This is a genomic window from Leucobacter sp. Ag1, from assembly GCF_000980875.1.
Lineage (GTDB): Bacteria > Actinomycetota > Actinomycetes > Actinomycetales > Microbacteriaceae > Leucobacter > Leucobacter iarius.
In genome coordinates this window covers 1-18,693 of record NZ_LAYO01000095.1, presented here as the reverse complement: position 1 = coordinate 18,693, position 18,693 = coordinate 1, and the positions used below count along the sequence as shown (strand labels likewise).

20 protein-coding genes are annotated in these 18,693 nt (G+C 70.7%); 8 read left to right on the top strand and 12 right to left on the bottom strand.

The annotated features are described in order from the left end of the window. Positions 1-639 carry a hypothetical protein gene (locus XM48_RS08660; protein WP_046455411.1) on the top strand — a complete coding sequence of 213 codons (639 nt, stop codon included), beginning with the start codon at positions 1-3 and terminating at the stop codon, positions 637-639. Between the two features lie 16 nt (positions 640-655). Here the strand turns inward: XM48_RS08660 and XM48_RS08655 are convergent, their stop codons facing one another. After that, positions 656-1,450 carry an alpha/beta fold hydrolase gene (locus XM48_RS08655; protein ID WP_231580847.1) on the bottom strand — a complete coding sequence of 265 codons (795 nt, stop codon included), beginning with the start codon at positions 1,448-1,450 and terminating at the stop codon, positions 656-658. Between the two features lie 237 nt (positions 1,451-1,687). On the opposite strand from XM48_RS08655, the gene XM48_RS16945 reads away from it, so the two are divergent. After that, the gene (locus XM48_RS16945) at positions 1,688-3,979 is read left to right on the top strand and encodes a cell wall-binding repeat-containing protein (protein WP_052961399.1); all 2,292 of its coding nucleotides are present in this window, start codon (positions 1,688-1,690) and stop codon (positions 3,977-3,979) included. A 72-nt stretch (positions 3,980-4,051) separates the two neighbouring features. Here the strand turns inward: XM48_RS16945 and XM48_RS08645 are convergent, their stop codons facing one another. Beyond that, positions 4,052-4,375, bottom strand: coding sequence for a helix-turn-helix transcriptional regulator (locus XM48_RS08645; protein WP_046455409.1), 324 nt, complete (start codon positions 4,373-4,375; stop codon positions 4,052-4,054). Positions 4,376-4,481: 106 nt separating this feature from the next. Between XM48_RS08645 and XM48_RS08640 the strand changes: the two genes are divergently transcribed. Continuing rightward, entirely contained in the window at positions 4,482-5,744 is a 1,263-nt protein-coding gene (locus tag XM48_RS08640; protein WP_084821072.1) for an MFS transporter, read from the top strand. On the opposite strand, the gene XM48_RS08635 is transcribed toward XM48_RS08640, so the two are convergent. Beyond that, the gene (locus XM48_RS08635; protein ID WP_052961398.1) at positions 5,741-6,676 is read right to left on the bottom strand and encodes an endonuclease/exonuclease/phosphatase family protein; all 936 of its coding nucleotides are present in this window, start codon (positions 6,674-6,676) and stop codon (positions 5,741-5,743) included. The two genes, XM48_RS08640 and XM48_RS08635, sit on opposite strands and share 4 nt — an antisense overlap. Before the next feature lie 86 nt (positions 6,677-6,762). Between XM48_RS08635 and XM48_RS16940 the strand changes: the two genes are divergently transcribed. From XM48_RS16940 to XM48_RS08615, 4 genes are all read left to right on the top strand, one after another. Continuing rightward, positions 6,763-7,206, top strand: coding sequence for a hypothetical protein (locus XM48_RS16940; RefSeq protein ID WP_156174985.1), 444 nt, complete (start codon positions 6,763-6,765; stop codon positions 7,204-7,206). Then, positions 7,203-7,640 carry a helix-turn-helix transcriptional regulator gene (locus XM48_RS08625; RefSeq protein ID WP_046455408.1) on the top strand — a complete coding sequence of 146 codons (438 nt, stop codon included), beginning with the start codon at positions 7,203-7,205 and terminating at the stop codon, positions 7,638-7,640. Before XM48_RS16940 ends, XM48_RS08625 begins: the two co-directional genes overlap by 4 nt. A gap of 27 nt (positions 7,641-7,667) precedes the next feature. Continuing rightward, positions 7,668-8,075 (top strand): VOC family protein, encoded by a 408-nt coding sequence (locus XM48_RS08620; protein WP_046455407.1) that lies wholly within the window; start codon positions 7,668-7,670, stop codon positions 8,073-8,075. Positions 8,076-8,171: 96 nt separating this feature from the next. Further along, the gene (locus tag XM48_RS08615) at positions 8,172-8,684 is read left to right on the top strand and encodes a flavin reductase family protein (protein WP_231580846.1); all 513 of its coding nucleotides are present in this window, start codon (positions 8,172-8,174) and stop codon (positions 8,682-8,684) included. Positions 8,685-8,690: 6 nt separating this feature from the next. Here the strand turns inward: XM48_RS08615 and XM48_RS17880 are convergent, their stop codons facing one another. From XM48_RS17880 to XM48_RS08570, 9 genes are all read right to left on the bottom strand, one after another. Continuing rightward, on the bottom strand, positions 8,691-8,897 hold the full coding sequence (locus XM48_RS17880) for a hypothetical protein (protein WP_046455405.1): 207 nt from the start codon (positions 8,895-8,897) through the stop codon (positions 8,691-8,693). Between the two features lie 13 nt (positions 8,898-8,910). Then, positions 8,911-9,867: a polyphosphate kinase 2 gene (gene ppk2, locus XM48_RS08605; protein WP_046455404.1), complete on the bottom strand. Its 957-nt coding sequence runs from the start codon at positions 9,865-9,867 to the stop codon at positions 8,911-8,913. An 85-nt stretch (positions 9,868-9,952) separates the two neighbouring features. Further along, positions 9,953-10,876: an ROK family protein gene (locus XM48_RS08600; protein ID WP_046455403.1), complete on the bottom strand. Its 924-nt coding sequence runs from the start codon at positions 10,874-10,876 to the stop codon at positions 9,953-9,955. After that, complete coding sequence (locus XM48_RS08595; RefSeq protein ID WP_231580849.1) at positions 10,873-12,072, bottom strand: glycoside hydrolase family 3 N-terminal domain-containing protein; 1,200 nt, start codon at positions 12,070-12,072, stop codon at positions 10,873-10,875. The genes XM48_RS08600 and XM48_RS08595 overlap by 4 nt, the downstream gene beginning before the upstream one ends. Next, positions 12,000-12,407 (bottom strand): hypothetical protein, encoded by a 408-nt coding sequence (locus XM48_RS18490; RefSeq protein WP_231580850.1) that lies wholly within the window; start codon positions 12,405-12,407, stop codon positions 12,000-12,002. Before XM48_RS18490 ends, XM48_RS08595 begins: the two co-directional genes overlap by 73 nt. Next, a complete protein-coding gene (locus XM48_RS08590; RefSeq protein WP_046455402.1) occupies positions 12,404-13,288 on the bottom strand; it encodes a carbohydrate ABC transporter permease in 885 nt (294 codons plus the stop codon). The genes XM48_RS18490 and XM48_RS08590 overlap by 4 nt, the downstream gene beginning before the upstream one ends. Next, on the bottom strand, positions 13,285-14,205 hold the full coding sequence (locus XM48_RS08585) for a carbohydrate ABC transporter permease (protein WP_046455401.1): 921 nt from the start codon (positions 14,203-14,205) through the stop codon (positions 13,285-13,287). Before XM48_RS08585 ends, XM48_RS08590 begins: the two co-directional genes overlap by 4 nt. 253 nt (positions 14,206-14,458) lie before the next feature. Then, positions 14,459-15,808 (bottom strand): extracellular solute-binding protein, encoded by a 1,350-nt coding sequence (locus tag XM48_RS08575; protein ID WP_046455399.1) that lies wholly within the window; start codon positions 15,806-15,808, stop codon positions 14,459-14,461. A 95-nt stretch (positions 15,809-15,903) separates the two neighbouring features. After that, positions 15,904-17,064 carry an ROK family transcriptional regulator gene (locus XM48_RS08570; RefSeq protein ID WP_046455398.1) on the bottom strand — a complete coding sequence of 387 codons (1,161 nt, stop codon included), beginning with the start codon at positions 17,062-17,064 and terminating at the stop codon, positions 15,904-15,906. A gap of 259 nt (positions 17,065-17,323) precedes the next feature. On the opposite strand from XM48_RS08570, the gene XM48_RS08565 reads away from it, so the two are divergent. Next, a complete protein-coding gene (locus XM48_RS08565) occupies positions 17,324-18,637 on the top strand; it encodes a M23 family metallopeptidase (RefSeq protein ID WP_052961396.1) in 1,314 nt (437 codons plus the stop codon). Positions 18,638-18,693: the final 56 nt, after the last annotated feature.

Sequence of the window (18,693 nt, the reverse complement as noted above, 5' to 3'; positions counted from 1 at the left end):
ATGATCTCAGTGCGTGGTTCTCGCCGTCGCGTCGCGGCAATCGGTGCGGTTCTGGTGTTCGGTGCGGTCCTCGGAGCCGCGGGGTGCGCCGCCGATCCGGCAGGGGGAGCGGCGAAGCCGGCTCCGAGCGAGAAGCCGACGACCTCCGCGCCCGCGACGCCCGCGGTGGATCCGAGCCCGACCGGCACCGCGAAGCTGCCCGGGTGCGAGGAACTGCTGCCGTTGGAGGACGTCCGCCGCATCTCCGGCGACGATCGGATGGTGTTCCTGTCCGACAGCGCCCCCTACCGGGCCCTGGTCGTGGAGCACGAGTTCCGTCCTGTCGCGGCGGCCGCCTACGGCTCGGCGGCCGAGTCGGAGGCGTGCGCCTGGGGCGTGCCCAACACCGGTCAGGTCACCTCGTTGCTGGTCGCGCGGCTCTCGGACGCGCAGCGCAAGGAGGTCATCGCGGAACTCGAGGGCGCCGGATTCGAGCGATCCGAGCAGAACGGCAATCCGATGTTCACGCGGCACGAGGAGACCGGCCTCTCGGGGTGGCTCCGGGCCTACCTCTTCCGCGGGGATATCTGGTTCACCGAGGTCTCGAGCGAGCAGACACCGCAGTTCGCCCTCGACGCCGCAGCGGGAATCCGGGACTGATTCCGGGCCGCCCGGCTCATCGGTCGGGGGAATCGAATTCGGCCGTGAAATCGAGAATCATCGATGCGACCGGCTCCGCGCTACGGATCATCGCCTCGTGACCGCGACCCGGAATCTCCGCCATGGTGGAGTCCGGAATCGCCGCCGCGACCTCCGAGACCCAGTCGCGCGGGCACACTCGATCGGTCTCGCCGCGGAGAACGAGGGTCGGCGTGCGGATTCCGGGGCAGATGCGCTCCAAGTGATGCGCGAGCATGAAACGGAGCTTGTTCGCGAACCAGATCGGGCTCGTCTTCGCGTACTGCCAGAGGCCCATCAGCAGAACCTTCGGTTGTTCTCCGGTGAGATCCTGCACCATTCGTGCGGCCTGTCGGAACGCCGTGCGTTCGTATCGGTTGACCGTCGGGGCGATCAGCACGAGCGCCGAAACGAGCTCGGGGTGCCGCAGTGCGATCTCGGCGACGACCTGGGTGCCCATGGAGTGCCCGACCAGCACGACGGCGCCGGCGGTCTCCGCCGAGATGAAGCGGGCCACCGTCTTGGCGGTCTGCTCGAGCGTCGCGGCGCTGCCGGGCTCGGGGGAGTCGCCGAAGCCGGGCAGGTCGAGCGCGAGCACGCGGCCGTGCCCGGAGAGGGTCTCCGCGACTCCGGTGTAGACCGCGCGCCCCATGCCGATGCCGTGGACGAGGACGAACTCGGTCGGCTTCGGACCGAGGGTCTCGGTATAGGCGATGGTGACACCGTCGTGCCGATACCGGCGGTCGTAGCGCACCGGTGCCGGGTCGCGTCGATCGTTCGAGTCTGAGGCCACGGCCTCAGCGTACCGCCGGGGTTCCGGAAGGCGCGGGGAAAGTTGAAACTGATTGCAATTCAGTTGAATCTGATTGCAAATACCGAATGCGCCGGGCGGGATATTCGAGCGCAAATTACTTGAATCTGATTCGACTCTGTGATCTGCGATTTCGTCGCTTAGGCTGCTCCTGACATTCCGGCTCGCCGGGCCCTCACGGGCGCCTGCGCGGCCGACCGAACCAGGTGGGGACAGAATATGCAGATCAAGAGCACGAACGACGCGCGGGGAAGCGCGCCGCGTCGGCTAATCGCGCGCGGCGCATTCGCGTGGGCGCTGGGAGCGCTCCTCGCGGTGAGCGGTATCGCGACGGGCGCAGGCGTCGGCATCGCTCCGGCGCACGCCTCGGACCCGCAGATCGCGAAGATCACGACGATCTCCGGCAAGATCGTGAACTCGGCCGGGCAGCCGGTCTCCGGCGCGAAGCTCACCGCGAGCCCGAACATGGGCGACACCTTCTCGCCGCCTCCGCGCACGGCGACCACCAAAGCCGACGGCACCTTCACCCTGGTCAGCGACCTGTCGACCCGCTTCGTGCTGACCGTCGACGGTCCGGCCCCCTACGCGGGATCGGTGCTCGACACGAGCGGCAAGCTGGCGGCGGGCGATTCGAGCCAGATGCGCGTCTTCGACGGGGGCGGCACCTTCGCGCTCGGAACCCTGACGCTGCAGTCCGGAGTGAAGGTCTCGGGCAACTTCACGCTCTCGGGATACCCGACCCCCACGCGGGCCTGGGCCGCGTTCACCGGCAAGAACGGCAGCGCCGGCAAGTACTTCGGAGGCATCGAGGCCCAGGCTGCGAACGGCTCCACCGCGTGGAGCGCGTACGTTCTGCCCGGTGACTACACGCTCGAAGGCTGGGTCGGCGGTGCGAGCAGTGCCTACTCGGGCGGCAGTACCTTCACTGTGCCCGCCGGCGGCCGCAGCGGCCTCGATCTCGTCTTCGCCGGCACCGGTATCGTCGCGACCGGAACGGTCACCGATCCCGACGGCAAGCCCGCCGCCGGGATCTACGTCGGTGCGGATGACATCGCCAGCACGAACAGCGGTCAGCACACCGCGGTGACCGATGCGGCGGGCAAGTGGAGCATCATCAACCTGCCGGCCGCGAACTACCGCATCTCCTTCCAGAACGGCCGCGGGGATTACGGCTTCTGGAAGAGCGGCTCCGCGACGGTCGTCCCGGACCAGGCGAGCAGCAGTGCTCTGAACGCCACCACCCCCGGAACGAAGACGGTGCCGAACATCACCATGCGCCGCGGCGGCCCCAACGCACCGGCCGCGGTCTCGGCGACCGCGGGCAACGCGCAGGCCACCGTCTCCTGGACCACCCCGACCGACCTCAACGGCGCCGTCGTCTACCAGTACTCCGTGACCGCCTACTCGGGTGCGACCGCGGTGAAGACGGTCACCACCACCGGCGCCAAGAGCGTCACCGTGACCGGTCTCACCAACGGGACCGCGTACACCTTCAAGGTGCAGGCGGTCACCGGGTACGGTGCGTCGGGGCTCTCCGCCGCCTCCGCCGCGGTCACCCCGAAGGCCCCGCCGGTTCCCGGGGTCGCCACCCGGCTCTCCGGGGGCTCGCGCTACGAGACCGCGGCGAACGTCTCGAAGGCGTCGTTCACGCAGACCGGCGGCACGGTCTACCTCGCCAACGGCTTCGGTCTCCCGGACGCGCTCGCTGCGGCACCCGTCGCGGGCCACGGCAAGGCTCCGATCCTGCTGGTCGAAGCGAACACCATCCCTGCGGCGACCGCGGCCGAACTGAAGCGTCTGAAGCCCGCGAAGATCGTCCTGCTCGGGGGCTCCGGGGTCATCTCGGACGCCATGATCGCCAAGGTCAAGGCGGCCTCGGGCGCGAGTGCGGTCGAGCGCTGGAACGGCAGCGACCGCTACGCGACCGCGGCGGACGTGGCGAAGCGCGCCTTCCCCGGGGCGGTCGACACGGTCTACATCGCCAACGGCTTCGGTCTGCCCGATGCGCTCGCTGCGGCGCCCGTTGCCGGAATTGGGAACTCGCCGATCCTGCTGGTTTCCGCTACCGCGGTGCCGAGCGCGACTGCGACGCGGCTGGCGGCGTTGAAGCCGAAGAAGATCGTGCTGCTCGGCGGCACCGGCGTGGTGCCGAAGGCGCTCGAGTCGAAGCTGGCGTCTGCCGCGGGTTCGAAGCCGAGCATCGCCCGATGGGCCGGCAGCGACCGCTACTCGACCACGGCGACCGTGACCACCCAGGCGTTCGGTTCGGGCGCGGCCACCGTCTACGTGGCGAACGGGTTCGGTCTGCCCGACGCGCTGGCTGCGGCTCCGGTCGCGGCGGTGCAGAACGCCCCGATCCTGCTCGTCGAGGCGGGTGCGATCCCGTCCAGCACTGCGACGGCGCTGCAGACGCTCAAGTCGAGGCGCAAGATCGACAAGATCGTCGTGCTGGGCGGTTCGGGCGTGGTGTCCGATGCCGTGCTCGCGCAGCTGCGCGGCTACACCGGCTGACCTGAGCGGGGCTCCGCTCGCGAACGGCGCCGATCCCTCGTGGGTCGGCGCCGTTCGCGCTTCGTGCGCGGCTCAGCCCTGCTCGGGGTCGCGCAGTACGGCGTCGAGGAGCCCGGGGAAGCGGGCGTCGAGGTCCTCCCGGCGCAGCGTCAGCCGTCGGCGGCGCCCGTTGGGCTCGTTGCGGATCACGCCGGCCTCTCGCAGCACCTTCATGAGGTGGGACTTCGTCGACTTCGGCAGGTTCGGGTCGGTGGCGTGGCAGGACGCCATGTCGAGCGGCCCGTCGGCGAGCTGGCGCGCGATGGCGAGCCGGTCGGGGTCGCTGAGCGCGAACAGCACCTCGGGCAGGGCGATCTGCGCCCGATCGGGGTGCGCGAGGTCGCTGGGATTCGACATGGTTCGATAATACTTGAACCATTCGCTCGCGTCGACTACGCTCCAATCGTTCGAGCATTTTCGAACTGAATGGCTGGCCGACCGGTCGACCGAGCGAGGGGATCCCATGACCGCAGACACCGCATCCGCGACCGGATCCGTCCCCGTCGCCGCCGCGCGCCCCGCAGGCTCCGCGGTGCGCGGTGAACGCGCCGCTCGCGCGCTCTCGGTCGTCTCGCTCATCGCGATGATGGCCGGAGCGAGTGCGCCCTCGCCGTTCTACCCCGTGCTCGCCGAGTCCATCGGCTTCGGCCCATCGACCATCTCGGCGGTCTTCGCGGTCTACGCGCTCGCGCTGCTGCTCACCCTGCTCACCGCGGGATCGATCTCCGACCACATCGGGCGCCGCCCGGTCGCGATCGTCGGCCTGCTGGTGCTGGCCGGGGGACTCGCCGTGTTCTGGCACGCCGACTCGGTCGCCCTGCTCGTCGTCGCTCGCGTGATCCAGGGGGTCGCGAGCGGCCTCCTGCTCTCCTCGCTCTCGGCCTCGATCACCGACCTCGAACCCGCCTCGCGACCCGGATCCGCCGCGATCTGGAACGCACTCGGGCCCGGCATCGGGCTCGCGCTGGGCGCGCTCGTCTCGGGGATCGCGCTCGACCTGACCCGCGAGGCCATGGCCGACGTGTTCGGTCCGCTCGCGGCGCTCTACGTGCTGCTCGCGCTGCTCTTCGTGTTCGCGCCCGAGACCGCGCCCCGCAGGCCGGGCGCGCTCGCCTCGCTCGCGTTCCGGCTCTCGCTGCCGCTCGGCATCCGCGCCGACTTCTGGCGCAGCGCGCCCGCCATCGTCGCGGGCTGGGCGACGGGCGGCCTCTTCCTGTCCTTCGGCGCCAGCATCGTGCGCGCGCAGCTCGGCGGCACCGCGCACCTCGCGCAGGGGCTCTCGGTCGCGCTGCTCGCGGGTACCGGCGCCGTCGCGGCGCTCGCGATCCGGCGCCGCAGTCCGCGCACCGTGACCGTGTTCGGCACCGCGGCCCTCGCCCTCGGCACCGCGCTCTCGCTCGTCGCGCTCGGCCTCGGCTCCCTGCCCGGGTACCTCGCCGCGGCGGCGGTCACTGGCGCCGGCTTCGGCACCGCGTTCTTCGGCGTCGTGAGCGCGCTCGCGCCGAACATCCCCGCGACGCAGCGCGCCGACGTGTTCTCGGTGATCTTCCTGTTCTCGTACCTGGCGTTCGGGATCCCGACCGTCGTCGCGGGCCTCCTGGTGCCGGTGCTCGGGCTCGGGCCGGTCGTCGCGGGGTACGGCGCGTTCGTGATCGTGCTCGCCGTCGTCGCGTGCATCCTCCGCATCCGGAGGAGCTCGGCCGCGAGCGCGCGCCGCGCTCGCTAGACGGACGGCCGCAGCGTCGCCACGACCGCGAGGTGGTCGCTGTCGCCGAGCTCGACGGTGCGCATCGCGCGCGGATCGAAGCCGCGCTCCAGCACGTGGTCGAGCCGCACGAACGGGAACTCGGCCGGCCAGGTGAAACCGAAGCCCCAGCTCGAATCGCGCGGCTCGCGGAGCAGCTCCAGCAGCGGGGCGAAGGCCCGATCGTCGGTGCCCGCATTGAAGTCGCCCATCGCGATGATCCGCGAGGCGCCGTCCTGCTGGATCTCCTGCCGCAGCTCGTCGAGCATCCGGTCGCGCTCCTCGTGGGCTCCGATCCGGGCGGAAGCCGCGTGCACGGCGTAGACCCGAACCGGCCCGCTCGGCGTCTCGGCGGTGACGCGCAGCGCCCGCTTCCACCCGAGCCCCAGATCGAGGGGCTCGAGGTTCGACAGCGGGAATCGGCTCCACAGCGACACCGTGCCCACGCGGACCGCGTGCGGATACGCGCCGCCGAGCACCTCGTCCACGGTGCCGCGAGCGGCCGCGTCGACCTCCTCGAACGCGACGATGTCGGCCTGCTGCCCGATCGCCGCCCGGGCGCTCTTCTCGGGCGAGCCGTCGACGCCGTGCAGGTTCTGGCTGAGCACCGTGATCGCGGCCGCGCCGCTGCCCGAGACCGGTTCGAGGGGCAGCACCCGCGGGGTGAACACGATGCTCCACGCCGCCACCGCGGCGAGGCTCATCAGGATCCCGAACCAGGCCCGACGGAACAGGGCCGCGAGCAGCAGCAGCGCGATCGGAACGCCCAACCAGGGGAGGACCGCTTCGAAGGGCAGCGCCAGCCCCAGCAGGTCGGGAACCTGGGCGTGCCAGAGGATCGCAGCGCCGAGCAGCGCGGAGCAGAGCGCGATCAGGATCCCGGCAGGCCGGCGACGTCGAGCGGGTTCGGGCATCGGGGCTCCTCGGGGCTGGCGGCGGACACGAACCCCCGATGCTACCCGCCGTGGCGAAGCCGAAGCTGGACGGATAGCCTCGAAGGGTGAGCGCCCCCTATCCCTCCAGCGGACCGAGCTGGGTCCCGATGCCCCCGCAGCCCGTCCTCCCGCCCACCCGGGCGGCCCGGCCCGCGGGCCTCGGCATCACCGCGCTCGTGCTCGTGCTCGTCGCGCTGGCCGCATCGGCCGGAACCGCATGGATCGGAGCCACCCGGATCGTCGACCTCACGTACCGCTACAGCGCCTCCGGAGCGATCCCCGATGCCGAAGCATCGGCCCTCGGCTGGCTCGGTCTGTCCCAGGGGCTGTGGGCGCTGCTCGGCCTCGCCGCGCTGATCCTCGGCATCATCGCGACCGCGACCGGACGCGGTCGATGGTTCGGCGTGGCCGCGATCGTGCTCGCCGTGCTCGGGCCAGGGATCACCTTCGGGGTGTTCTTCGCCGTCGCGAACACCGTCGCCGAGCACGGCCCGGTGCTCGGCACATGACCGACCCCGCTCCGGGACCCGGGGCGAAACCAGCCGACCTCGCGACGCTCGTCGCGCTCCGCCGTGTGCGCGATCGCATCGACCGCGAGTTCGCGAGCCCGCTCGACGTCGAGGCGCTCGCCGCGGGAGCCCACATGTCGGCCGGGCACCTGAGCCGGCAGTTCAAGCGCGCCTTCGGCGAATCGCCCTACTCGTACCTGATGACCCGGCGGATCGAGCGTGCCATGGTGCTGCTGCGGAACAGCGAGCTCAGCGTGACCGACATCTGCTTCGAGATCGGGTACTCGTCGCTCGGCACGTTCAGCCTCCGCTTCGCCGAGCTCGTCGGCGTGCCTCCGAGCGAGTACCGGGCGAGCGGCGCGGAGGCCCTGCCGGGCATGCCGCCGTGCATCGTGAAACAGATCTCGAGACCGATCAGGAATCGAGAAGCGTGAGCTCGTCGGCGTGCCTACGCTGAAGCCATGAGCATCACCATCCGTTCCAGTTTCCTGCCCCTCGTCGACGCCGAGGCCTCGCTGGCCTTCTACCGCGACGCGCTCGGCTTCGAGGTGCGCCTCGACGTCGGCCACGAGAACATGCGGTGGATCACGGTCGGTCCGGTCGACCAGCCCGACACCGCTATCGTGCTGCACCCGCCGCTCGCGAACCCCGGACTCACCGAGGAGGAGGGCCGCACGCTGATGGAGCTGATCGCCAAGGGCAGCTACTTCGGCGCGAACCTCTCGGCCTCCGACCTCGACGCGACCTTCGCCCGACTCGAAGCGGCCGGCGCCGAGGTCGTGCAGGAGCCCATGGATCAGCAGTGGGGCGCGCGTGACTGCGCCTTCCGGGATCCCGCGGGCAACATGCTGCGCATCCAGCAGGCGTAGTCCTGACGGGTCCTCGCGAGCTCCAGGCCGACGGGACCCGGAATACGCAGGCTCCGCTCGCGGTTCATCCAGATGAATACGCGAGAATGGAGCACCGTGACCGATACCGCTGCGCAGACCGAGACGACCGACCGATTCAAGAACGCGTTCCGCCTGCACCCCGCGGGTGTGGCGCTCGTGTCGGGCGTCGCGCCCGACGGACCGGTCGGCCTCACGCTCTCGTCGGTGGCGTCGGTCAGCGCGGAACCGCCCGTGCTGTCGTTCTCGGTCACGCGCGCTACCGGCAGCGCCGGCGGGATCCTCAGCGCGCCGAGCTTCGTCGTGCACTTCCTGACGAGCGGCCAGCGCGAGGTCGCCGAGGCGTTCGCCCGCACCGGCGCCCCCAGGTTCACCGACGCGCAGGGCTGGGAGACGCTGCCGACCGGCGAGCCGTACCTGCCGAGCGCCGCGGTCGCACTGCGCTGCGTCGCCCGCGAGGTGCACCCCGTCGGACCGTCGAACCTGATCCTCGCGGACGTGCTCGAGGTGCTGCCCGGGGCCGATGGCGCGGCGCCGCTGCTCTACCAGGATCGCCGGTTCCTGTCCTGGGACTCCGTGGTCGAGCTCTGATCGGGCTCAGTGCGGGCTGAGCCTCCGGGCGGCCCACCGCACGATCGCGGGCTCCTCCGACTCGAAGTAGTCGACGATCTCGCCGCCGTCGCAGCGGCAGAGCGCGATGCGACAGCGGCGATCGTCAACCGACTCGACCCGCCAGGTCCCGCCGAAGCCCTCCCAGCGCTCGATCTCCATCGGGGTCGGATCCGGCGGCGCGGGGCGGGTCATCGCGGGATCCCGATCAGCTCCGGCCCGACACCACGGGGAACGTGCCCGAGGGGGTCTCGCCCTCGTCGTACACGCTCGCGGGCGCGCCGATGATCCGCGGATCGGGGGTGCCGACCACCTTGCGGTCCTTGTCGGGGTAGTCGAACTGCGACAGCACCCAGCGCATCGCCTCGAGGCGGGCGCGCTTCTTGTCGTTCGACTTGACGACCGTCCACGGCGCCTGCGGGGTGTCCGTGTAGAAGAACATGGCCTCCTTGGCGGCCGTGTAGTCGTCCCACTTGTCGAGGCTCGCGAGGTCGGTGGGCGACAGCTTCCACTGCTTCACCACGTCCTGCGATCGCGACATGAAGCGATCGTGCTGCTCGGCGCGACCCACCGAGAACCAGAACTTGATGAGGTGCACGCCCGACTGCACGAGCATCCGCTCGAACTCGGGCGCGGAGCGCGTGAACTCGAGGTACTCCTGCGGCGTGCAGTAGCCCATGACCCGCTCGACGCCCGCCCGGTTGTACCAGGACCGGTCGAACATCACGATCTCGCCGCCCGAGGGCAGGTGCTGCACGTAGCGCTGGAAGTACCACTGGCTGCGCTCGCGGTCGGTCGGGATCTCGAGCGCGACCACGCGGGCGCCGCGGGGGTTGAGGTGCTCCATGAATCGCTTGATCGCGCCGCCCTTGCCCGCGGCATCGCGGCCCTCGAACAGGAGCACGATCTTCTGGCCGCTCTCCTTCACCCAGGCCTGCAGCTTGAGGAGCTCGATCTGTAGCTTGCGCTTCTCGCGCTCGTACGCGGACCGCGAGAGCTTCACGTCGTACGGGTAGCCCTGCCGCCAGGGCGCTTCCGGAGACACGTCGAGGCGACGCGGAGCACCTGCCCGGCGCAGTTCGCCGAGCTCGTCGATCTCGGGCGTGACGTCGATCTGATCGGGGCCTGCGGCGACGAAGCTCGCGGCGTCCAACGGTTCGCTCATGGGGGTCCTCACGGTCGGGATTCCAGCCTATGCCGATCCCGTGCGTGCGCGCGGCGTGTTCCGGTGAACGGTCGGCGACGAGTCGTCAGCGGTCGGCGGACAGCGCGGCGCCGACGGCGGCAGCGGGGGAGTCCCCGTCGAGCAGGCGCACGCGCTCGGCGAGGGCCGCGCCGGCGAGGAACGGCGACGTCGCTGCGCGCGCAGCGAGCTCCGCCCGGATCCCGTCGAGCAGGGGAGCGCCGAGCAGGCGCAGTCCGCCGCCGATGACGATGGCCGAGGGGTCGATCGAGAGCGCGAGCAGCTGCACGCAGTGCGCCGCTCCCGAGACGAGCCGGTCGAAGGCGTGCCGCGCGTCCGGATCGCCCGCCGCGATCGCGGCGAGGAGCACGCGTCCGGGATGCTCGCCGCCGGCCGGCCAGGTCCGTTTCAGCGCGGAACCGCTCGCGGCGGTCTCGAGGCAGCCGCGCTGGCCGCAGGCGCAGGGGAGCCCGGCGGAGTCGAAGGGCAGGTGCCCGATCTCGCCGGCGATGCCGGTGCCGCCCCGCCAGGGGACCCCGTCGACGACGATCCCGGCCGCGAGGCCGGTGCCGAGGTTGAGATAGGCGGCGGTGCCGCGCAGGCCCAGCAGCGACACGGCGCCGACCGCGGCAGCGGTCACGTCGTTGTCGAGGGTCACGGGCAGGCCGATCCGGGCGGAGAGGTCGGGTCCCAGCGCGAGCGATCGGACACCGAGGTTCACGGCGTCGTGCACGATCCCGCTGCGCCGGTCGATGCGTCCGGGGATCCCGATCCCCACCGATGCGAAGCCGTCGAGCGGCACGCCGGCGCGTTCGGCCAGCGTGCGCACGGCGAGCTCGCTCGACCGCAGCACCGCGGCCTCGCCGGGCTCGGTCGGCAGGCGCAGGCTTCCCGTCACCGCGCCCGCGGGATCGATCGAGATCGCCTCGAGCTTGGTGCCGCCGATGTCGAGACCGATGCGCGGCCGGGCGGATGCGACGCCGACGCTCATGCGGCCGGGGCTTCGAGCACGGAGAGCAGCGCCGCTCCGACGAGGCGGGACGAGCCGTAGGTCGAGAGGTCGGCGGGCACCTCGGCGTCGGGCCACCCCATCTCGACCGTGAGCACGGCCGTGCCGCGCTCGCGGAGCGCCGCGATCCCGGCGACGGCGAAGGGGTGCCGGTGCAGCTCCCGCCCGATGACGATCGCCGCGGGCGCGTCGGTCCAGATTCCGGGGGTCTCGGCATCGACGAGGACCTCCGGGCGGGCGCGGAACGCCTCGGCGGACGGGCCGGTGCCGTCGATCGGCGTCGCGGCCGCGGCGAAGGGGCCCCACGGGGCGAAGCCGACGGCCATGTTCGCGACGGTCTCGACGCGCACCACGGCGGCGCCCGGGTGCGCGCGGAGCCAGCCGTGCGCACGGTCGGTGCCCGAGAAGGAGTCGGCGACGCGCAGCAGCTCGTCCGCGGTCACCGCGTCCCTCGCTTCGGCCTCTGCAGCGAGGTCAGCGAGCGCGTCCCCGGCGATCGGGGGTACGGCCTCCGCGAGCGCGCGAACCCGAGCTGCGGCGTCGCGCACGCGCGCCGCCGAGAGTTCGCCGGCCTCGACCGCGGCGAGGATCCGATCCTCGATCTCGGCGAGCTGGGCGGGGGTCGTGCCTGGGCCGATGCAGAGCAGATCGCAGCCGGCCGCGAGAGCCCGTGCGGCCGCGGCCGGGATCCCGATCTCGCCGCTGGCGCCGCGCATGTCGAGCGCATCGGACACCACGACGCCGTCGAAGCCGAGGCGCTCGCGCAGGATCCCCTGCAGGATCGTGCGGCTGAACGTCGCCGGAGCGTCGGGGTCGATGCGGGGGAGCAGGATGTGCGACGACATGATCGTCTGCGCGCCGGCCGCGATGGCCGAGCGGAAGGGGACGAGCTCGCGCTGTACGAGCACCTCGGGCGCGACGTCCACCACCGGCAGTGCCAGGTGGCTGTCCTGCGCGGTGTCGCCGTGCCCGGGGAAGTGCTTGGGGCAGGTCGCGACGCCCGCGGCCTGCGCGCCGCGCACCCACGCCGCGACGTGCGCGGCGGCGCGCTCGGGATCGGACGAGAAGCTGCGGGTGCCGATCACGGGGTTGCGGGGGTTCGCGTTCACGTCGGCGTCGGGAGCGAGCACGAGCGAGGTGCCGGCGCTGCGCACCGCGCGGGCGACCCGGGCGCCGATCTCGGCCGTGTAGTCGAGGTCGTCGATGCGGCCGAGGACCGCGGCCCCGGGTAGGGAGCGCCGTCCACGTAGTGCAGGCGGGTGACCTCGCCGCCCTCCTCGTCGATGGCGACGAGCGCGTCCGGGCGGGCCTCGCGCAGCGAGCGGCCGAGCGCGCGCAGTTGGTCGGCATCGCGCACGTTCTCGCCGTAGATGCAGACCGAGTGCAGGCCGTCGCGCAGCGCGTCGCGGATCCACTCGGGCGCCTCGAGGCCCGGGAACCCCGGCATGAGCGTCGCGCGCACCTCGGCGCGGAGCCCCTCGGCGGGCGGGAGGACCGTGCTCCGCTCGCTCATCCCTTGACCGCCCCGCTGACGAGGCCGCTGGTCATGCGGCCCTGCACGAACAGGAAGAAGATGATGACGGGGATCGCGACGAGGGTCGACGCGGCCATCACCTGACCCCAGTCGATGGTGCGCGAGGCCGACTGCTGCACGAAGCCGCGCAGCCAGAGCGGCAGCGTGTGCGACTCCGAGTTCTGCAGGATCACCAGCGCCACCGTGAACTCGTTCCAGGCCTGCAGGAACGCGTAGACACCGCTCGCCACCAGGCCCGGCGCGAGCAGCGGGAAGGTGATGCGCAGGAAGGCCTGCGTGCGGCTCAGACCGTCGACCATCGCCGCCTCCTCGAGGTCGGCGGGGACGCCGGCGACGAAGCCGCGCAGCATCCAGATCGTGAACGGCACCACGGCAGCGATGTAGATGATGCTGACGCCGATCACCGAGTTGAGGAGGTTCAGCGAGTCCATCAGCTTGTACTGCGCGATGAACATGCCCTCGGCGGGGAGCATCTGGATGAAGAGCACGGCGAGCACGAAGCTGCGGCGGCCCTTGAACCGGAAGCGGCTGATCGCGAGCGCCGCGAGGAACGCGAATGCGAGGCAGACGATCACGGTGACCAGCGCGATGAGAACGCTCATGCCGAGCGCGGGGAAGAACGTGCCGCCCTCGAGGATCTTCGCGAAGTTGGCGAAGGAGCCGCCGAACGGCAGCAGCGTCGGGGTGGTCTGATCGAGCGTCACCGCCGGCAGCAGCGACGAGTTCAGCATCCAGTAGACGGGGAACACCCAGATCGCCGAGAGCACGACGCCGAGCACGGCGAAGAGCGTTCGGGCGGTGCGGCGGCTGGTGCCGCGACGGGCGGGGGCGGTGGCGCGGCGGGGCGCTGCGATGCTCATCGTCCCTCGTCCTCCTTGATCAGATTGCGGACATAGGCCCAGCTGAGGGCGATGGTGAGCAGCAGGACGAAGATCGACATGGCGCTCGCCATCGCGAAGTCGCTGGATCCGATCCCGAGCTGGTAGATGTACGTGCCGAGCACGTCGGTCTGGCTGGCGATCGAGCCGCGATCCTGCAGCATCTTGATCTGGGTGAAGACGCGCAGATCCCAGATGATCTGGAGCAGCATGACGATGCCGAGCACCGGCTTGATGACCGGGAGGATGATGAGGCGCAGGCGCTGCCAGGCCGAGGCGCCGTCCATCTGAGCGGCCTCGAGCACCTCGCCGGGCACCTGGGTGAGGCCGGCGTAGATCGAGAACGCGACGAAGGGGACGCTCATCCAGACCACGACGATGAGCGCGACGAAGAAGAACGAGAGCGGGTTCTGCAGCCAGTTGTGGCCGTCGAACGGGAGTCCGAGACCGGTGAGCACCCAGTTCACGAGGCCGCGGCGCCAGTCGAAGATCCAGTTCCAGATGGTCATGGCGGCGACCACAGGGGTGGCCCAGGCGAGCAGCAGCGAGATCTGCAGGGTGATCCGCACCCAGGTCGCCGCGGCCTGCATGAGCAGGGCGAGTCCGAGGCCGACGGCCATGGTGACGGCGGCCGTGATGAGGCAGAACAGCACCGAGCGGATCACGACGATCCACGTCTCGGCGGAGGTGAACAGCTCGGCGTAGTTCGCGAACCACACGAACTCCGGCGGCTTGCCGAACTGCTGCGCGAGGCCGAAATGCTGCATCGAGGTGATCAGCTGCCACACGATGGGGTAGCCGAGTGCGAGCAACACGATGAGGGTCGCCGGGAGCAGCAGCGCGTACGGCACGAACGTCGACGGACGGCGCGGCTTGCGAACGGTGGGTTCGGAGCTCATCGAGCGGCCTTTCTTGATGTGGGGGAGGGGAGGGGGTCGTCATCCTGCGCGACGGGGCCCGTCATCCTGCGCGACGGGGCCCGTCATCCTGCGCGACGGAGGAGTCGCAGGATCTCGATCGGATCCTGCGACTCGTTCCTCGCGCAGGATGACGGTTCGTTCCTCGCGCAGGATGACGCTGAGGGCTACGCCCTCGGGATCCTGCGACTCGCTTCGCTCGCGCAGGATGACGCTGAGGGCTACGCCCTCGGCGTCACTTCTGGTTGAGCAGCGCGTCGAGCTTGGCGTTGGTGTCCTTCGCCAGCTTCTCGAGATCGTTCGAGTCGCGGATCTGCGAGAAGAACTCCTCCATGATGTTCTTCGCCTCGATCGACGCCCAGCCCGGCGCGGCCGGGGTCAGCTTCGAGTTCGAGGCCGACTCGACGAGGGCCTTCGCGAACTGGTCATCGCCGAGCGAGGAGGTGTACTCCTGGTTCGCCGGGCCGAGGCCGTTCTTGCCGAGCATCTCCTGGTACTCCTTGGAGAAGATGATCCGCATCAGGTCCTTGGAGAGCGCGGGCTCCTTGGTCGCGGCCGAGATGCCGATGTTCGAGCCGCCGGCGAAGACCGGGGCGGGCTTGCCGTCGTTGCCCGGGAGCACGAAGGTGCCGAAGGTGGCGTCGTTCCACACGCGGGTCGGCTCGCCCTTGTCGTCCTTCTTCAGGTCGCCGATCGACCAGTGCGCCCAGCCCGGCGCCATGATCGTGGCGGCGCTCAGCGACAGGTTCTGCGTGACCTGGCCGGCCTCGTCCTTGACCTCGTCCGAGTCGTTGAGGAACTGGTACTGGTTCGCGTCCTTGGCATCGTTCGGTGCCTTCGAGGCGGTGCGGTAGAGCTCCTGCAGCTGCTGGAGGCCCTTCAGCGACTCGGGGGAGTCGAGGGTGGCCTTCCACTTGCCGTCCTTCAGCTGGGCGATGTCGCCGCCGTTGGCGAAGATCCACGAGACGCCGTCGCGCCAGTCCTGGCCGCCCAGGTAGAAGCCCGAGAAGTTCTTGATGCCCTTCGGGTTCTTCTCGGCGATCGTCTTGACCGCCGCGTTGAACTCGTCGAGGGTCTTGGGCACCTGCTGGCCCGCGGCGCTCCAGATGTCCTTGCGCATGAACATGTAGCGCGACCCGAAGTAGTAGGGGAGCGTGTAGTTCTTGCCGTCGACCTTGCCGGCGTCGACGAACGACTGCAGCAGGTTCTTGCCGCCGAGCTCGTCGGTGATGTCGCTCACGTCGAGGAACGCGCCGACGTTGGTGAAGGTCGGCGACTGGGTGTTGCCGATCTCGGTGACGTCGGGGGTGTTGTTCTTGTCGGGCAGCGAGGTGGTCAGCTTGGTGACGATGTCGCCCCAGGTCTGCTCCTCGATCTTGAGCTCGGCCCCGGTCTTCTTCGTGAACTCCTTCTTGAGGTAGTCGCGGAGCTCCTTGGGGGTGTCGGCGCCGATGACCCACATGGTGATCGACTTGCCCTTGTTGTCGCTGCCAGCGGTGTTCGCGCTGCCCTGCGAGCAGCCCGAGAGCACGAGAGCCGAAGCGACGGCCGCGGCGGCGAGGCCGACGAGCGTTCTCTTCTTCATGGTGATTCCTTTCTGGGGTGCGGTTCCGGCGGTGCCGGTCCGCGAGGTGTTGCGTCGGTGAGGTCTGCGCCCGCGGCCGGGGCCCGGGCGGTGGATCAGGTGATGCCGAGCTGCGCCTGCAGCACGAGCGCCGTGGCGCCGCGCAGGATCAGGTCCGCGCCCTGGGAGCTGGTGCGGATGACGAGCCCGCGGTGCGATTCGGGGAGCGTGCGCCGCTGCAGGATCTCGAGGGTGGCGTCGGCGAGCACGTCGCCGACGAGCTCCTGGGGGCCGGAGAGGACGATCTCGGAGAGGTTCAGGGCGCCGACGACGGGCGCGAGCACCGTGCCGAGGCGCTGCCCCGCCTCGCGGAGCACGCGCTCGCGCCCGTCGTCGCCGGCTTCCGCGAGCGCGGCCGTGAGTCCGGGGACCGACAGCCAGTGCTCGAGCACCTGCTCGCGGGAGTAGGGGGCGTCGAGCGGGAGGTCGGAACCGACCATCACCTGCCCGATCTCGCCGCCGGCGAAGCTGCTGCCGACGACCGGCACGCCGCCGACGATCAGCCCGGAGCCCAGGCCGTGGCCGATGGCGATGAGCATGAGGTCGTCGCCCGCGCCGCCGAAGTTGTGCTCGGCGAGCACGCCGGCGTTGCCGTCGTTGGCGACGACGGTGGGGAGGCCCGTGCGCTCCTGCAGGATCCGCTGGAGCGGCACGTCGGCCCAGCCGAGGTTCGGGGCGGTGCGCACGGTGCCCGCGTCGTCGACGACGCCCGGAGTACCGACGCCGAGCCCGAGCAGCGAGAGCTCGGTGCGTGCGATGAGCTCACCGGCGAGGGCGACGGTGCGCTCGACCGCGGCGTCGCCGACCGCACCCTCGAGCGGCGCGTCGGCGCGGTGCAGGATCCTGCCGTCGAGGTCGAGCACGGCGCCGCGGAACCGGCGGTGGTCGCTGAGGTCGAGGCTGACGATCGCGCGCGTGGTGCGCGCGAGATCGACGAGCATGGCGGGCTTGCCGGGGCCGGTGACCTCGCGGGTGCCGAGTTCGAGCATGAGGCCCTCGGCGGTGAGCTCGGAGACAAGGTCGGAGACGGTGACCTTGGTGAGCTGCGTCGCCCGGGCGATGTCGGCCCGGCTGGCGGGGCCGCTGCGGTAGACCGTCTGGAGCACGAGGGTCCGGTTGTGCCGTCGCGCGTCGCCGGGGAGCGCCTTCGCTCCGACGCGGAGCGCGCCGGGAGCACGCCGAGCGGGTGCGGAAGAGCGCTGCGTTGCGGGGTCCATGCGAGTTAGTAAAGCGTACAAACTAATATTGAGCAATATCGGTCGCGGAGATTTCTGATCCGTGACCGAACCGTGACCGAGGCGTGGCGTTCCCGGCGCCGGCCCCGAAGTTTCACCTTGAACCTGAACGTGAGCCGAGAGTGCTGCGGCGAGGGGTCTCGGCGGGCAGCGGGGCCGTTTGATACCGTGATCGGGTGTCTGCGTTCGCTTTCGGCGTCCGCGGATCCGTGTACGACGAGCAGTTAGAGGTGGGTTCCGCATGACCGAGCGCCGCAAGGCCAAACGCGCCCGCTGGGGGATCCTCGGCGCGCTCGTCATCGCCGCGACCCTGCTGACGGCACCGCCGGCGACCCCGCCCGCGGCGCACGCCGTCGACCTGCCGACCTGGGACGACGTGCAGCGCGCCAAGGCGAACCAGGCCGCGACCGACGCCAAGGTCAAGGAGATCGAGCAGCTCATCGTGAGCCAGAAGAAGGAGCTCGACCGGCTGCGCAACCTGCACAGCGACAAGATCGAGGCCAGCCGAGTCGCGGAGCAGAAGCTCGCCGAAGCCGCGGGTCGGGCGAAGACGCTCGAAGATGCGGCCGCGGCGAGCAAGAAGGAAGCCGATCGGGCGAAGGAGCAGGCGGCCGCGCTCGTGTCGCAGATGTACCGCTCGGGCGGCGTCGACCGCAACCTCGAGCTGTTCCTCGACTCCAACAAGGACACCGCCGACGCGCTGCTCGGTCGCCTCGCCTCGATGTCGAAGGCCACCGAGCGCAACACCGTGATCTCGGAGCAGGCCGAGCAGAGCACCAACAACGCCGACTCGCTGAGCAAGCAGGCCGAAGCCGCGAAGGCCGAGCGGGACCGCCTCGCCAAGGAGGCGGACGTCGCCGAGAAGGCCGCAGCGACCGCGGTGCAGAACCAGGGCGAGGTCGTGCGCAAGCAGGAGGCGCAGATCCAGGTCCTCGAGACCCAGCTCGCCGCCCTGCAGGACAAGACCACCAAGACGGTCGCCGGCTACCAGGAACGCCTGCGTCAGGAAGCCGAGGCGGAGCGCAAGCGGATCGAGGCCGAGAACCGCCGGCTGGCCGAGGAGGAAGAGCGGCGGCGCCGTGAGCAAGAGAACAACGGCGGGAACAATGGCGGCAACCCGCCCGTCAACCCCAACCCCGGGGGCGGCGGCAACAACGGCAGCAGCAACGGCTGGCTGATCCCGGTCACCGGCTACTACGTCTCCGAGGGCTTCCGCCCGCCGGGCCGCCCCGACCACACCGGCATCGACCTCGCGACCGCGTACGGCACCCCGATCCGCGCCGCGATGTCGGGTACCGTGGCGTCCGCCTACTGGGATCCCTGCGGCGGCAACATGGTCAGCATCAACCACCCCAACGGCTGGCAGACCCGTTACGCTCACATGGCGAGCTGGTCGCTCGTCGGCAACGGCCAGACCGTGCAGCGCGGCCAGACCGTCGGCTACGTCGGCAGCACCGGCTGCAGCACCGGCCCGCACCTCCACTTCGAGATGCGACCCAACCAGGACAACGGCTGGTACGACTTCGTGAACCCGGCGTTCGTCATCAACTTCTAAGACGGGCGGGTACGTCGAAGGGGGCGGGGATCATCGATCCCCGCCCCCTTCGACGT